14 protein-coding genes and 2 pseudogenes are annotated in these 15126 nt (G+C 66.6%); 8 read left to right on the top strand and 8 right to left on the bottom strand.

Features of this window, described 5'->3' with window-relative positions:
* Window positions 1-376: 376 nt before the first annotated feature.
* Window positions 377-646: pseudogene (locus ABIB51_RS10775) on the top strand (IS110 family transposase); the annotation flags it as partial.
* A gap of 336 nt (window positions 647-982) precedes the next feature.
* Here ABIB51_RS10775 and ABIB51_RS10770 read toward each other — a convergent pair.
* The 3 genes from ABIB51_RS10770 to ABIB51_RS10760 are packed head-to-tail and all read right to left on the bottom strand — an operon-like array spanning window position 983 to window position 3898.
* Complete coding sequence (locus ABIB51_RS10770) at window positions 983-2086, bottom strand: glycoside hydrolase family 26 protein (RefSeq protein ID WP_354187936.1); 1104 nt, start codon at window positions 2084-2086, stop codon at window positions 983-985.
* 42 nt (window positions 2087-2128) lie between these two features.
* Window positions 2129-2467, bottom strand: coding sequence for a hypothetical protein (locus tag ABIB51_RS10765; RefSeq protein ID WP_354187935.1), 339 nt, complete (start codon window positions 2465-2467; stop codon window positions 2129-2131).
* A gap of 3 nt (window positions 2468-2470) precedes the next feature.
* Complete coding sequence (locus ABIB51_RS10760) at window positions 2471-3898, bottom strand: glycosyltransferase family 2 protein (RefSeq protein WP_354187934.1); 1428 nt, start codon at window positions 3896-3898, stop codon at window positions 2471-2473.
* A gap of 1034 nt (window positions 3899-4932) precedes the next feature.
* Here ABIB51_RS10760 and ABIB51_RS10755 point away from each other — a divergent pair.
* Together ABIB51_RS10755 and ABIB51_RS10750 are read left to right on the top strand one after the other, a co-directional pair.
* The gene (locus ABIB51_RS10755; protein ID WP_354187933.1) at window positions 4933-5361 is read left to right on the top strand and encodes a hypothetical protein; all 429 of its coding nucleotides are present in this window, start codon (window positions 4933-4935) and stop codon (window positions 5359-5361) included.
* Between the two features lie 84 nt (window positions 5362-5445).
* Window positions 5446-5798: pseudogene (locus ABIB51_RS10750) on the top strand (TFIIB-type zinc ribbon-containing protein).
* Between the two features lie 48 nt (window positions 5799-5846).
* Here the strand turns inward: ABIB51_RS10750 and ABIB51_RS10745 are convergent.
* Window positions 5847-6419 (bottom strand): hypothetical protein, encoded by a 573-nt coding sequence (locus ABIB51_RS10745; protein WP_354187932.1) that lies wholly within the window; start codon window positions 6417-6419, stop codon window positions 5847-5849.
* Between the two features lie 3 nt (window positions 6420-6422).
* Window positions 6423-6890, bottom strand: a complete 468-nt coding sequence (locus ABIB51_RS10740; RefSeq protein ID WP_354187931.1) for a hypothetical protein — start codon at window positions 6888-6890, stop codon at window positions 6423-6425.
* A 649-nt stretch (window positions 6891-7539) separates the two neighbouring features.
* On the opposite strand from ABIB51_RS10740, the gene dnaB reads away from it, so the two are divergent.
* The gene (gene dnaB / locus ABIB51_RS10735; protein WP_354187930.1) at window positions 7540-8922 is read left to right on the top strand and encodes a replicative DNA helicase; all 1383 of its coding nucleotides are present in this window, start codon (window positions 7540-7542) and stop codon (window positions 8920-8922) included.
* On the opposite strand, the gene ABIB51_RS10730 is transcribed toward dnaB, so the two are convergent.
* Window positions 8919-9932 (bottom strand): acyl-CoA thioesterase, encoded by a 1014-nt coding sequence (locus tag ABIB51_RS10730; RefSeq protein ID WP_354187929.1) that lies wholly within the window; start codon window positions 9930-9932, stop codon window positions 8919-8921. The two genes, dnaB and ABIB51_RS10730, sit on opposite strands and share 4 nt — an antisense overlap.
* A gap of 145 nt (window positions 9933-10077) precedes the next feature.
* Window positions 10078-10512, bottom strand: coding sequence for a DoxX family protein (locus tag ABIB51_RS10725; protein WP_354187928.1), 435 nt, complete (start codon window positions 10510-10512; stop codon window positions 10078-10080).
* Between the two features lie 149 nt (window positions 10513-10661).
* On the opposite strand from ABIB51_RS10725, the gene ABIB51_RS10720 reads away from it, so the two are divergent.
* The 3 genes from ABIB51_RS10720 to ABIB51_RS10710 all read left to right on the top strand — a co-directional run bounded on the left by ABIB51_RS10720 (window position 10662) and on the right by ABIB51_RS10710 (window position 13119).
* Window positions 10662-12017, top strand: a complete 1356-nt coding sequence (locus tag ABIB51_RS10720) for an MATE family efflux transporter (RefSeq protein WP_354187927.1) — start codon at window positions 10662-10664, stop codon at window positions 12015-12017.
* A gap of 67 nt (window positions 12018-12084) precedes the next feature.
* Window positions 12085-12678, top strand: coding sequence for a hypothetical protein (locus tag ABIB51_RS10715; RefSeq protein ID WP_354187926.1), 594 nt, complete (start codon window positions 12085-12087; stop codon window positions 12676-12678).
* An 84-nt stretch (window positions 12679-12762) separates the two neighbouring features.
* On the top strand, window positions 12763-13119 hold the full coding sequence (locus ABIB51_RS10710; protein ID WP_354187925.1) for a hypothetical protein: 357 nt from the start codon (window positions 12763-12765) through the stop codon (window positions 13117-13119).
* Window positions 13120-13171: 52 nt separating this feature from the next.
* Here the strand turns inward: ABIB51_RS10710 and ABIB51_RS10705 are convergent, their stop codons facing one another.
* Entirely contained in the window at window positions 13172-13714 is a 543-nt protein-coding gene (locus tag ABIB51_RS10705) for a CGNR zinc finger domain-containing protein (protein WP_354187924.1), read from the bottom strand.
* Window positions 13715-13906: 192 nt separating this feature from the next.
* Here ABIB51_RS10705 and ABIB51_RS10700 point away from each other — a divergent pair, with 192 nt between their 5' ends.
* The gene (locus tag ABIB51_RS10700; protein WP_354188057.1) at window positions 13907-14866 is read left to right on the top strand and encodes an EamA family transporter; all 960 of its coding nucleotides are present in this window, start codon (window positions 13907-13909) and stop codon (window positions 14864-14866) included.
* Window positions 14867-15126 lie beyond the last annotated feature (260 nt).

The following is a 15126-nucleotide window of genomic DNA, read 5'->3' as shown; positions in this document are numbered from 1 at the left end:
GCCAGCCGGTCACCGGCATGAAATCCGGAACGGGATCCCGAAGCAAAGCCAGGGAAGCCACCAGCAGGACCAGCCGGATGCCCACACCGCGCGGCACGGACCTCTCAGCCGCCATCTGATGGATCACCTGCACATGAGGTAGCGGGTGGAGCCGGCGTGGGAGACGGTGGGGTTCTGGTCCCTCGCTGAGCTGCGCCGTGGCGGCGTAGACGCGCTCTTTGCTGACTGGGATATCGGCGGAACTTCGTAAAAGTAGTAGGAGGAGTAGTACTCCTACTACCACTCGGCTTTCTTACCGCCTTATCCGCGGCAGTCGTGGGGCCACTTCGAACGTCTAAACGCCCTTAAGTGGGGCCATTTCGGAATGCCATCCTCATCCGGTACCTCCATCCGAGGCGGCGCACGCCTCCAGGAGAGGCACCAAGGCACTCGAACGCGTCCTTTCCTCTCCGCCTTCGCCTCCCTCAAAGACCCTGACTGCCGCGCCTACTACGACTGAAAACGAAACGAAGGTAAACGCCATAACCAGGCCCTCGTAGGGCTGGCCCGACGACGCTGCAATACCCTCTACGCCATGCTCCGTGGCGGCACCCTCTACCCACCACGCAGCACCGCGGCATGCGGGGAAGCAGAGACGGTGTCTTGAAAAGTCTGACATGGCCCCATCGTGGTAATCACAATGGCTCTGGTCCTGTCCGGGAGGCCCGGAGGGGGCCGACGGTGCCTGCCTTCGGGGTGTACCGGTGTGCGGCTCCGTCGGCCCCGCCCTGCTGCCAGCCGGTCCATGATCCGGCGGCCCGCCGGCGGCGGCCATGCCGCCGGGCGATTCAGAAGAAGCTCCGCGAGGCAACGGGTGCAGGCCTGGTCGTGGCGGCCCGTTGCGCGGGGCTCCTTCAAGGTGACCGGCGCGTCATGTCTCATGCGCAGCGGCCGGCACGGCGTTTGGATTCGCTGGGTCGGCCGGGGACAGGTCACCTTTTGTTTATTTCAGCGGCGCCGTGGCGAAGCGGCTGGGGAGCGCCCGCGTGAAGGCGTCCCTGATCTGTGGATCTGTCGTGGTTCTCCAGTCGACCACGGGATTTCCGGGCTGGTTTTCCTGTTTGGAGAATTCGAACCAGACGGCGAGTTTGAGCTGGGGGAATCTGGCCTGCAATCCGGGGTCGAAGAGCTGGTTCCACCAGGCTTCCTTGATCGCCAGGGACGGTGCACCGTCGCTGCGCGAGGTGTTGTAGAAAGCCCCCGTCTCGGAGATCGCGAACGGTTTGTGGTGTCCGGCCGCGTAGGTGGCGTAGAAGTCAGGCAGCACGGTTTCGTCGACGTAGCCGCTCGTGTACGTCCCCGAAATCTTGCCGGCGAGCTTTCCCGGTTCCGGGATAATGTTCTCTCCCCAGGGGTAGGAATTGCCGAAGTGGTAGACGGACAGTCCGACCCAGTCCACGGCGTCGTCCCCTGGCCAGTACGGGGAGTAGGGGTCATCGTCCATGGTGAGTTTCCCGTCATGGTTGGTGTCCAGGACCTGGAAGTCCGGGCTGCCCGGCTGGACTCCGTGGGGTCCGCCTTCGAAGGGGTAACCGCCGCCCTCGTTCGGGGACCAGAGCATCGCCGACGCGGGGGCCTTGTGGACGGCGGCGGCGACCCGGCGGAACTTCTCGATGTAGGCCGCCGGCTGCTGGGCCCACGGGTACCAGGAGCCGTTCATTTCATGTCCGAACCGGACCATGACCGGTACGCCCTTGCGGTTCCAGGCGGTCAGGTCCCGTGTCAGGTCCGTCAGGGACTGCGGGGTGACGGCGCTGAGGTCCTTCCTCGGTTCGATGGTGAGCATCAGCGACGAATGGTGGTCTGCGAGGTCCTGGACCTCCTGGCTGATGAGTCCCTCATCGTAGGCGCTCAGCGGGAAGTTGACGTAGCGCCCGTAGAGGGCGGGCGTGGCTCCCAGACGGGCGGCGTAGGCTCCCACCTTGTCAAATTCTGAATCCAGCTGGATTCCGAAGTAGGTCCGGCCGTCCTCGGGGACGGGAAACCGGCCGGGTACCTCGTTGAACGCGGCTGTAAGGCTCCCGGTGGTCAGGGCGATCGCTGACATCAAAAGTGTGAGATTCCTGAAGGTTGTGGGCTGGTGCATCGCTTACTCCGCTGGGCCTTCGGTTTTCAGGACGATGAACGTTACGATCAACGCGAGTTCGGTCAGGACCGCGGCCGCGATCACCAGGGTCAGGGGGACCGGGTGCACAGCGGAGTGCACGGCCAGTGCCAGGGGGATGAGGATGTAGGCTGCCGCGACGACCAGCGCGGCGAAGATCAAGGCAACGCAGCTGACCTGCGCCCCGAGGATGGCCCGTCGCCGGACGGAGGGTGCGAGCAGATTGACCACTGCCAAGGGCGGGTGGACGTTCGCCTCTGCGAGGAAGTTCCTGTCGGCAGCTCTCTGCTGGGTGTTTATGAGGACTGGTGTGCTGTGTTCCATGGGCTATTCACCGCTCCTGATGCTTTGAAGGTCTGCTTTTTTGGTTTTGGGCGTGGGCACCCAGCTGACTCCGCGTTTCCCGCCGGCCCATTGGAGCACCGCCCAGAGCGCGGCGGAGCTTTCAATGAATCCCGCAACGGGAGCGCAGACGAGGGCGCGGGCTATCTCCGCGGCGCGGGTCCACCGGTCCAGGCCCGCGTCGGCGACGTTGTGGCAGGCACCGATGAAGACCGAGCCCATCCACATGATTCCCACGAGCGCGAGCCAGGCGCTGCCCGGAGCCGGCAAGGGGGCCTCATCGTTCAGGAGCAGCGACTCCATTGCGAGGATCAGAAACACGGGAAAGATGACCGCGGACAGGACGCCGACGACTGCCCCGAGCGCGAAGGTGCCGATCCGGTACCGGGTGCCCCACACCAGACCCGTTCGGGTCCTCCAGGGCAGCAACGCAAAGAGGGGGTTGCGGCTCATTGCCGTCAAGCCCTGAAGTACACCGAAAATCCAGCGGTAGCGTTGCTTGAACGCGCTGTGGACGGAGAACGGAGGCTGTTCGAGCATGACGCATCCGTGCCAGCCGAACACGTCCTTCCCGTACCCGGTGAACGCTTTCATGCCGAACACATAGTCCTCGGCGATGAACGGCTGGCCGTCCAGGCAGCCGATGTCCCAGCCGATGTCGTTCTCCAGCGACTCCTCGATCACCAGGTTGGACCCGTGCAGATGCAGGGGCACTCCGGATTCCATGACATGGCGGCACTCGTAGCATCCGATCGGCCGGTTGGCTTCCATCGCCCGGCAGAGCGCGGAGGCATGCATGTACTCGAGCGGATAATAGATGGGGCCCTCGAGGATTTTCTTGTCTGTCGTGGCCAGACAGCCAATGAGTTTGCGGAGCTCGGACGGGACCATGACGCTTTCCTCGTCGTAATGGACGATAAACGTGCGTCCCGGTTTCCTTTTCCACAGCGCGCGACGCTGCTCCACGACATAATGCAGCCCACGGGCCTTGAGCTTCGTGCCGTTCGGGGTTTCGTAGTCCTGCGACACCACCAGGACGTCGACCGGGACCGGTGAACCATCGAAGACCTGCTGGAGGTTTTCGGACTGGTCCGCCGATTCGGTGACAACTTCAACGGACAGGAACCGGCCATAGAATGCCGGATCCTCAAGAGCCAGGGCGACGACGTTCCGGATTCCCCGGACAATCACCTCAGTGCTGCCCGCCGATCCACGCGTAGTGATCTGGATTTTGACAAACGGCACCTCAAGGGCACGGAGTGCGCTGGTTGAAACCGCTTCGCGGCGCCGGTAGCGCCTCCACCGGAAGAGAAAACTCCACCAGGAGGAGGCCATCCGCACGCCGATAATCGAAACACCGACGAACACAACAGGGCCAAGGATGGACAGGACAAGGCTGATCGAATCGGGCATGGGGCACCGTTCCAGAGGGTGGGCAGCATTGCAGGGCACGAGGAAGACGCTCAGATGCACCCGCCACCGGATGGCCGCCGGTCAGCGGGGATCGATACCGCACGGGAATACGATGAACGCCAGAAACAAAAGAGCGGCCCGACACTTACATCCCCGCCGTCTCGGCCGGGAACCATGTATCGGGACTCGCTCCGCTTCTGCCACCCGGCCGCTTCCTCAATACACACGACCCTAGGGAAGAGAACCGCACGAGCACACGGGTAGCGACTACTCGAAAAATCGATCAAGGCACTCAGTTTCCGGGTCCGAAACCACGTAGGTTCGCCTGAGCGCCGCTGATGCCCCTGCGGCCACTCCTCGTAAGCTTGCCCGCCAGGACCTGAGACCCAGGCAGCCGGGGAATCCTCATGCAGCTCCAGAAGCCACCAGCAGGACCAGCCGGATGCCCACACCGGCCGGCACGGACCTTTCAGGCGCCATCTGATGGATCACCTGCACATGAGGTAGCGGGTGGAGCCGGCGTTGGAGACGTTGGGGTTCTGGTCCCTCGCTGATTTGCGCCGTGGCGGCGTGGACGCGCTCTTTGCTGACAGGGACATCGGCGGAATTCCGCAAATGTAGTAGGAAGAGTAGTACTCCTACTACTGGTCGCTCTCTTACCGCCTTATCCGGGAACACCTCCAGGAACGGCCATGGAGGGTCGGCCGCGGGCCGCGTCAGGCCACGGATAAGGGCCTCGCTGCGCTCGGGCAGCACAAGCCTTTTTCTTGTCCTTTTTTGCTGCTGTCCGGTGGATCGTACGGGCCCGCTCCACCGGCTCAACCGTCCTGCGGACGGCTGCGCAGCGGATGGGTTGTGTTCGGCGCTGCGCTTATTTCCTCCCGCAACCCCTCCGCTGCTTGCCCTTCGGGTTGCCCCGGCTCCGTCGGGCACAGCTCCGCGATGCTCTGCCAGCAGGCAAAAAACATGGTGGGGGAGAGGGAAGCCCGTTCGTCAGGCACCCGCCCCGCCCGAGCGAAACGGAGCACCACCTCATGAGCACAACAACCATGAGCCACAGTCTCACCGCCGATACCGCCGAAGCGGTGACCGCCCCGGTCCTGCCCGCGGACACCACGGCAGGGGACGGGTACGACTGGATGGACACCCTCGAGGGCACCGCCTGGTCGGTCCTGCCGAACTGGGGCAGCGAGGGATGGGACGCCGGATCCTGGCCCTACATCATTCTCGCCGTCGCCCGCACCCGCGACGGGAACGGGGAACTGTTCGGCTACGGAACCTACGTCGAAGGCGACACCTCCACCTACTGGTTCCGGTCCCAGGACGCCTGCTTCAAAGCGATCAGCGCCGAAGTGTTCTTCCACTGGACCTCTGGCCAGTCCGACGGCCCGGACAACCTCCCCGCCACCGCCGCCGGACTGCCCGCCAAGGACCGGAAACCGAACCCAGGCTGGACCGACTAGCCACCAGCGCGGGTGCCCCGGCCGCCAAGCGGCCGGGGCGCGGGGCGGCACGACAAAACCGTTGACAACATCATTGAGATTCCTGTGGATTCTATTGACCTGATCATGAGCGAACGAAGCGGCGTGGAGATTGACTACTGCCCGCAATGCCGGGGAGTGTGGCTGGACCGCGGCGAGCTCGACAAAATCATCGACCGTGCGGCTGACTCGCTGGGCCCCGCGGCTCCGGCTCCCCCGGTGGCCCCGCCGCCCCTGCCCACGTCGCCCGGGCATATTCCGCCGCCGCTCTATGACCTGGATCCGCGCCGGGATACCCGCCGCCCGGATGACCGCCGCTACGACTCCCGGGACCGGCCGCGGTATGACCAGCCCGGTACGACGACCGCCGCCGCCCCAAAAAGAAGGAAGGCTGGCTCGGCGAACTGTTCGACTTCTGACCGTCAGCCCCCGGGGACGTCGGCCGCCGGAGCGTCAGCCGGCCGGACTCAGTCGCCCAGCAGGGCGATGAACTCGCGGGCCTGTTTCATGGAGATGTCCGAGTGGCGGGTCAGCGCCGTCGCGGCGGCCTCCGTGTCGCCGCTCTTGGCGAGCGTGCGGATCCTGCCGTAGATCTCGTCGTTGAGCATGTTGCTGCTGACCTCGCGCGTGACGTCGCCCTTGCTGGCGATCGCACGGTAGCGGTAGGGGAAGCGCTGCGGGGTGTCGTCGTCCTCGTCGAGGGGGGCCTGCTCGGGCGCTGCCGGCCGGAACGCCTGGGGATGTGCCGCAAGGGCACCGACGGCGTCGCGAGAGGCCCTCAGACCTTCGCCGGTGCTCTCGAAGTAGAGCTTGATGGCGGCCATCGCCTGGCCCTGCGCGATCAGCGCGTACAGCCGGCGGTGCTGCTCCTGGTTGAGCTTGGCCGCGGCGGTGCGGGCCAGCTCGACGGGATCGCGGCTGGGCGGCGGTGCCGACCCGGGCCGGTCCTTGGCCTCGCGGCGGCCCAGGGCACGGGCGGCCAGCAGCACCCCGGCTCCGACGAGTGCCAGGATCAGGATGGGGATGATCAGGGATTCCATGTACTACAGCCGATCTACATAATTCTTTGCGGTCAAGAGATCTGAATGAGTTGCCTGCCTCAGCAGCCTGATGGCCTGGATCTTCTTGCCACTCCGGGCCAGCGACTGCAGCTGGAGGGCAAACTGGGGGTTCAGCTGTCCGCCGGGCAGGACCGAACCTTGGTAGCCGTGCTGTCCGACGGCCGGTGCCGCGCCGCTCTGCCGGCGCAGGGCCGCCCGGGCGTGGTCCTCCTGCTGTGACTGCTGTTGTTCGTTCTGGCTGGGACGGGTGACGGCGTCAACGCGAGCCCGTGCCGCAGTGGCCGCCTGCACCTGCGCCGCGTAGTGCGCCTGCGAGCGGACGGCCAGCTCGTGCTGATAGCGCTCCGCATCCGACATGCCGAAGTCACGGGGTTTAAGGGCCGTCACAAACGCCCAGAGGACTGCCGCCAGAATGAGGGCAGGCAGTATAACCAGCAATACATCGCCCATGCCTAGAGCTTATGCCAGATTGCAGTTATCCACAGCATATTCTGCGCCATGCATACAGCCCGCCGCCGAAGTCGTCAATTCCCCGCGTTCCCGTGAGGCTCATCACGAAATGTGAATATTTCACGCCTAATGTGCGGGTCCGCTTTGTGATGTATCCCCAGCCGCAAGGTGCAAGCTGTGGATGAAACTTCGCGAAAATAGTTTTGTGTCCACAAGGTAAACCCAATGTTTCTGCAGGTCAGCGCGGTATTTCGGCATGAACAATTTTTCTATCCACAGCTGTTCCCACAGGCTGTGCACAAGCACGGGGCGGTAGTGCACAGGTTATCCACAGGGCCGGTGCATGGCCGGGTTGGTGCCGGTCCGATGGGGCGATAACGTTGCTGGATATCGAGCCTTGGATGCGGAATCCGATGATCGCCCCTCGATGCCAACCACAATTTCCGGTCCGCGCACCGCATGGATCGACACATGGATCGACGCTGTGGATAACGGCATTACGGACGGGCAGGCAAAGACTGTCGGAGCTGGCTGATAAGACTCAACAGGTCGGTAGAGGTCGGGATTCACGCCATGGGCACCAAAGCACATGGCTCACGCGCCGCCGGCGAGGATTTTCCGCCGCGGCACACAATGGAGGACGGCAGTTTTGTCAGTTACGCATCTGGACTCAGTCGAGGGCACGCGCGGATCCGAAGGCAGCCGCAAGCCGCCGCAGGACATTCCGGCGGAGCAGTCGGTCCTGGGCGGCATGATGCTGTCCAAGGACGCCATTGCCGACGTCGTCGAAATCCTGCGCGGCCAGGACTTCTACCGCCCGGCCCACGAGACGATCTATGAGGCCATCATCGACCTCTACGGCCGCGGCGAACCCGCCGACGCCGTCACCGTCTCGGACGAACTGACCAAACGCGGCGAGATCAACCGCATCGGCGGCCCCGCCTACCTGCACGAGCTGATCCAGACTGTCCCGACGGCCGCCAACGCCGGCTACTACGCCGAAATTGTCGGCGAGCGGGCGGTGTTGCGCCGCCTCGTGAATGCCGGCACCAAGATCGTCCAGCTCGGGTACGGCGCTGACGGCGAGGTCGAAGACCTGGTCAACCAGGCGCAGGCCGAGATCTACGCCGTGGCCGAGCGCCGCACCGCCGAGGACTACGTGGTCCTCAAGGACGTCATGGAATCCACGGTGGACGAGATCGAGGCCTCGGGCCACCGCGAGGAGGGAATGACCGGCGTGCCCACCGGCTTCTACGAACTCGACGAACTGACCCACGGCCTGCACCCGGGGCAGATGATTGTCATCGCCGCCCGCCCCGCCGTCGGTAAGTCGACCTTCGCCCTGGACTTCGCCCGCTCCGCCGCGATCAAGAACAACCTCGCGACCGTCATGTTCTCCCTCGAAATGGGCCGGAACGAAATCGCCATGCGCCTGCTGTCCGCGGAGGCGACCATCGGCCTCCAGGATCTGCGCAAGGGCACCATCAAGGACGAGCAGTGGTCCAAGATCGCCACCACCATGGGCCGGATGAACGATGCCCCGCTGTTCATCGATGACAGCCCCAACATGTCGCTGATGGAAATCCGGGCCAAGTGCCGCCGCCTCAAGCAGCAGCACGACCTCAAACTCGTGATCCTGGACTACCTGCAGCTCATGAGCTCGGGCAAGAAAGTGGAATCGCGCCAGCAGGAAGTCTCGGAATTCTCGCGTGCGCTGAAACTGCTCGCGAAGGAGCTGCAGGTCCCGGTGATCGCCCTCTCGCAGCTGAACCGTGGTTCCGAGCAGCGCCAGGACAAGCGGCCGATGGTCTCCGACCTCCGCGAATCCGGCTCCATCGAGCAGGACGCCGACATGGTCATCCTGCTGCACCGCGAAGACGTCTATGACAAGGAGTCCCCGCGCGCCGGCGAGGCGGACATCCTGATCGCCAAGCACCGCAACGGCCCGACCAAGGACATCGTGGTCGCCTTCCAGGGCCACTACTCACGCTTTGCCAACATGGCGGCCGACGCCGGCGGCGGCGGCTTCTAGGGCGCCGGTCCGGACGGACCGGCCCCTGCCGGGGGTTCCGTCCCGCCGGCCGGGAGCAGATGGTTGGGCAGACGGTTCCCGGGTGCCTGCCCGCGGATTTCCAGCAGCTCGCGGGCGTGGGCGTGCAGCCTTTTGTCCTCCCCGGACACCGGCACCCATTGCGGGATCGGGACGGAGGTGCCGCTCTCGTCGCGGGCCACCATCACCGTGAGGCAGTACGTCGTGAGGTTCAGTTCGCGTCCCTTCGGGTCTCCCGAGCGGACATGGACGGCGATGTGCATGCCCTTGGTGCCGGTGTACACCAGCCGGGCCTCCACCTCCACCACGTGCCCGATCAGCAGCGGCCGGTAGAACCGCACGCCGCCCGAGAAAACGGCCACCGTATCCCGCCCGCAATAGCGCGAGGCGCAGACGTAGGCCGCCTCGTCGATCCACTTCATCACGATCCCGCCGTGCACCTTGCCGCCCCAGTTCACATCCGTGGGGGCGGCCATGAACCGCAGGACCACACGTTCTGCGGTGCCCGCGTCGGTGTACTCCTGGCCGCTCATGGCCTGGACAATGGCCTCGCGGACCTTGATCCGGGCGAGTGCATGGTCGCGCTGTTCGATCCCGTCCGGCGTCACCGGCTCGAACTGCGGCACGGGAATCGGTTTCCCGTCCGCGCCGACGGCCACGAAAATCACCATGCACTGGCTGCGCATGGTGGCTCGGCCGCCCCGGGGATCACCCGAGGACACGACCGTGCGGATATGCATGGACGAGCGGCCCGTGTAGACGATGGTGGCTTCTACTTCCACCATGTCGCCGCTGTTGACCGGGTCCGCGAAGTGGATGTTCCCCACGTAGGCCGTGACGCAATACGACTTCGCCCAGCCGACGGCGGCGGCGTAGGCCGCTTTGTCCACCCATTCCAGCACCGTGCCGGCGTCGACGGATCCGCTGTGGCCGACGTCGGTGGGGGCCGCCAGGAAGCGCAGGGTCACGGAATTGGCGGCTGTCTCACTCATGCTGTGAGTTTACTGACCCTGCTCCGAACGGTCCCGGCCGAAGGACATAAACGCGGCGCCGGCCGCCATCTGCGGCCCGGGGACGACGGCGGGCGGCCCTCAGGAGGTGACCGCCCGCCGTCGCGCGCTTTTCAGGGAGTGGTGGTTAGGCCAGGACGCGGAGCTTCGAGTCGGCGCGGCCGAATAGCACCTTGTCCACGGAGACTGTGCCCGCGCCGACGAGGCCCACGGCCAGGGCGGCGGCGGCCAGCAGCAGCACCAGTTCGTAGCCACCGGTAGCGGCGAACACTCCGGCCGAGGCGTGGACCAGGAACAGGGCGCCGAGCATGTCGACGGCGAGGAGGACGGCGAACACGCGGGTCAGTACGCCCAGGATCAGGGCGATGCCGCCGACCAGTTCCAGGGTCGCGATGACGGGGGCGGCAACCTGGGCCGCCGGAACGCCCATCTGCGTGAAGGCGGCCTGGGTGCCGGGGATGGTGAACTCGTAGAACTTCTGCCAGCCGTGGGCGGCGAAGAGGAATCCGGTCACGATGCGCAGGATCGTGCGGGCCGAGGTGGTGAGGGCGGGCTGGTTCATGGGAAATACCGTTTCGTAGAGAGGGGGCGTCGCGGCTGCGTGCTGCCGCGGCTTCGGTTGCGTTCAGCGTCAAGTCTTCCCGAAATTTAGTTGAAATGTCAACTAATAACGAAAATGTGCGCCGCCGGGTGTGCCGCTAGGGTGGATCCGTGCCAGTCCCGCCCCCTCCTCCCGCCACCCTGCCCGCCGCGGCGGGCCGGAAGCGGGAAATCCTCCGTCTTGCCGTCCCGGCCTTCGGCGCCCTGATCGCCGAACCGCTGTTCCTGCTTGCCGATTCGGCAATCGTGGGCCACCTCGGCGTGGCCCAGCTCGCCGGCGTCGGGCTGGCCTCGGCGGTGCTGCACACGGCGGTGGGCCTTATGGTTTTCCTCGCCTACTCCACCACCCCGGCCGTGGCGCGGGCCATCGGCAACGGCCAGCTGCCCAAGGCCCTCGCGGCCGGCCGCGACGGCGTCTGGCTGGCCCTGCTGCTCGGGATCGTCCTGGCCGCGGCCGGGTTCGCCGCCGCCGGCCCGCTCCTGGAACTGATGGGCGCCCGTGGCGAGGTGCTGGTGTTCTCGGCGGACTATTTGCGCTGGTCGATGCCCGGACTCGTCGCGATGCTGCTGATCTTCGCGGGCACCGGTGTGCTGCGGGGGCTGCAGGACACCCGGACCCCGCTGATCGTCGCCGCCGCCGGTTTCACCCTGAACATCGCGCTGAACCTCCTCCTGGTCTACGGGCTCCAGCTCTCCGTCGCCGGCTCGGCGATCGGCACCAGCATCGCGCAATGGGCCATGGCGCTGGTCTATGTGGAGATGGTCCGGCGCAACGCCTGCAACCACGGGGTGCCCCTGCTGCCGGACTGGCTCGGCATCCGGGCTCTGACCCGGGTGGGCTCCTGGCTGATGCTGCGCACGCTGAGCCTGCGGATCGCGATCCTGGCGACGGTGGTGGTGGTCACGGCCCAGGGCCCGGTCAATCTCGCCGCCCACCAGCTCGCCATGACCGTCTTCACCTTCCTTGCCTTCGCGCTGGACGCCCTTGCCATTGCCGCGCAGGCCCTGATCGGGAAGGAACTCGGCGCGGGCCACCCGGCGGCGGCACGCGAACTCACCGGCACCATGGTCCGCTGGGGACTCGGCTTCGGGGTGCTCACCGGAGTGCTGCTCGCCGTCGCCGCGCCCTGGGCCGGGTACCTGTTCACCTCCGATCCGGAGGTCCAGGCGGCGCTCACGCTCGCCCTGTGGGTGCTCGCGGCCGGCCAGCCGATCGCCGGGTACGTCTTTGTCCTCGACGGTGTGCTCATCGGGGCGGGGGACGCGAAATATCTCGCGATCGCCGGCGTCGTCAATCTGGCCGTGTACCTGCCGCTGCTGTCCGCCGTCGGCTTGTCCGGGGCCGACGGCGGTGCGGGGCTGCTCTGGCTGTGGGCCGTCTTTTCGCTCGGCTACATGCTGGCCCGGGCAATCACGCTGGGCCTCCGCGCGCGGACGGACCGCTGGATGGTGCTCGGCGCGCACTGAGCGGCCAGCCCTGGCGGCGCCGGTGCCCACGGCACGCGCCGGAGCCGCATGACACTAAACTGGTCGGGTGACTCTCCCCGCAAGCCCTGACGTGCCCACCGCCATGCCCGCCGCCGCGGACCTTTGGAAGCCCGTGCTGGTCCGGGCCGCCCTCGCGCTCTGCTTCGGTGCGCTGACCGTGTTCTGGGCTTCCCCCTCGGTCGCCGGAATGGGCTGGGCCGGCGGACTCTACCTGCTGGCCACGGGCGTGGTCCTCATCTGGAGCGTCAAGAAGACCGGTTTCCCCGGCGTCTCTCGACCGGGGAAAATCCTTTCCGCCGCGGGGTCCGCGCTGGCCGGGACCGGCGCCGCCGTCGGGCTGATCAGCGGCAGCCTCGTGTTCGGCGTCCTCGCGGCCGTCGGGCTGGGACTGGCCGGCGCCGCGGAACTGTACCTCGGCGCCACGGTCCGGGGCCGGTCGGCACTGGCCAGGGACTGGATCGCCTCCGGCGTGATCGGGCTTGGCACCGCGGCAGCCCTGCCGTTCTTCATCGACCTGGGGCCGCACGCCCTCCTTGGCGTCGCCGGCGGCGGTGCCATCATCAGCGGCGTGCTGTGGATGCTGGCCGGCCTGACGCTCAAGCACGATGCGCGGCGCGATTCCGCGGAGGCCGTAAACTAGTACGGACAGGTTCTACCCTGCGTAGAACAATTGCGGCATAAAACTGCCACGCCTGCCGGGCGTCGGCTGCAGGAGGAAAGCACCTTGGCACAGCAGAAATCTGGAGAACCGCGCAGCCTGCGGACCTCGGTCAAGGGACCCCTGATGTTTTCCGCGTTCTGGGCAGTGCTGGCCTTCTTCGCCGTGCTGATCTTCGCCTCCGGCGGCAGCGCCAAAACGCCCCGGTTTGACCTGGCTTTCACGGGCGCCGGCATCGCCTTCATAGTCACCCTGGTGGTGGCTGCCATGCTTTCCATGAGCTACAAGGACAATGCCGAGCACCTGGGCAAGGGCTCCGGCGTGAACCTGAGCTCCAAGAAATCATCTTCCGGCCACGGCGGACACCCGGCGCAGCCGCATTCCGAAACCCCCGACGGCACCCCCCGCGACGACCTACGCTAGGCCCTCCGGCGGTCCCTGATGCCTGCGCCGGCCACGGATCGGGACGACACGTTCAGGACGCCGCCTTCCGCGCCCGATAGGCCGCCACATGCGCCCGGTTGGCGCAGTTCCCGGTGTCGCAGTATCGCTTGGACCGGTTGCGGCTGAGGTCCAGCACCACCGCGTCGCAGTCCTCTGCGGCGCAGACCAGCATCCGGTCCATCTCCTTGCTGCGGATCACATCGACCAGCGCCATCGCCGCCTCCGTGCTCATCCGGTCCGCCAGCGGGGCTTCGGGCGTCGTGGCGTGCAGGTGCCAGTCCCATTCATCGTGTTTGACCAGCTGGGGGAGCGCCCGGGCCTGCTGCAGCAGCCTGTTCAGCGTGTCCACAGCCGCCGACTCCCCGGCGATCCAGAGCTCGGCGAGTTCCGCGCGGAGGCGTTGCACACTGGCGAGCTCGGCCGCGTCCCGGGTCCGGGAACCCGTGAAGCCCTCGGTGGCCAGGAAGCGGTCCAGGTCCGCCGGTGTGGCCAGCTGCTCGTCACCGTTGGCGGAGGTGTTGATGAGGTTGACCACGGACCGCAGAGCGACCTCCGTGTCAGGGGCAAAAACCATCTTGACTCCTTACGTCTTGCTGGCGTACTGTCATGACCATAACCTTACTTTACTCCTGACAGGAGGCAGCCCGTGTCTGCCGCACGCAGCCCCGCCGATGCCCCGGTCCAGACTCCCCAGGGAGTCGATGACGCTGGTTCGCGCGCCCCCGGGAAACGGGGTAAGCCGGTGTCCGGCGCGGCAGCGGGCTTCATGGCCTCGGGCCTGGGAGTCGCACTGTTTTCGTCCGCGGTGTTCGGGCTCTCCGGATCGTTCGCCAAGGCGCTCCTGGAAACGGGCTGGACACCCGGTGCGGCCGTCACGGCCCGGCTCACCGGCGCGGCACTGATCCTGGCCATCCCCGCCATTCCCGCCCTGCGCGGGCGTTGGCACCAGCTCCGGGACAACTGGCTGACCGTCGTGCTGTTCGGATTCATCGGCGTCGCCGCGTGCCAGCTGTTCTACTTCAACGCCGTGTCCCGGCTCTCGGTCGGCGTCGCCCTGCTGCTGGAATACCTGGCCCCGGTCATCATCGTGCTCTGGCTCTGGGCCGCCAGCCGGAAACGGCCGCGGCCGCTGACCATCGCCGGGACGCTCCTGTCCCTCGGCGGGCTGGTCCTGGTCCTGGACCTCACAGGGGCCGTCAAGATCGACCTCATCGGCGTGCTTTGGGGGATCGCGGCCGCCGTCTGCCTCGCTATCTACTTCTTCATCACGGCCAAGGAAAACGACACCCTCCCGCCAATCGTCCTGGCCTCCGGCGGGCTGATGGTGGGCGCCATCGTCATGTGGCTTGCCGCGGCAACCGGGCTGCTGCCGATGGCCTTCAGTACCGCCGACACCCGCCTGGGCCCCTGGGTCACCCCATGGTGGGTGGCGCTGGGCGGCCTGGTGGTGCTGGCTACCGTGCTGGCGTATGTCTCCGGCATCGTGGCCGCGCGGGCCCTCGGCTCGAAGGTCGCGTCCTTTGTCTCGCTCACCGAGGTGCTGTTCGCCGTCATCTGGGCGTGGTTGTTGCTGGGCGAACTGCCTGGCCCCATCCAGCTCCTGGGCGGGCTGCTGATTGTCGGCGGGGTGGTGCTGGTCCGGCTGGATGAGCTCCGGACCCCCTCCCGCGCGGCTGTCCGGCAGGCCCCGCTGGACCACGCGAACGACGTCGAACCCGTTCCGTAGGCCGGGGGCCTAAACGGGGGCCTATACGGACCGGCCCGGACGCTGATGCGTCCGGGCCGGTCTCACGTGCAGGGGCTGCCTAGCGGGAAGCGCTCTCCTGCGCGGTGGCGTTGCGGCTGGCCTGCTTGCCGGCCTCCTGCAGCGCCTGGGAAACCCGAGCCAGCGCGTCGCGTGCTGGCCGTTCCACTCACTGCGGAACTTATCGGCGTCCGGGCCCTTCCAGTCGGTGCTCTCCAGCACCTTGGTCAGCGTCGACTTCT

Origin of the sequence: Arthrobacter sp. UYCu712 (assembly GCF_040547005.1) — a bacterium.
In the GTDB taxonomy this organism is placed as follows: domain Bacteria; phylum Actinomycetota; class Actinomycetes; order Actinomycetales; family Micrococcaceae; genus Arthrobacter.
The sequence above is the reverse complement of the archived record's forward strand: the minus strand, read 5'-3'. Positions and strand labels throughout refer to the sequence as shown.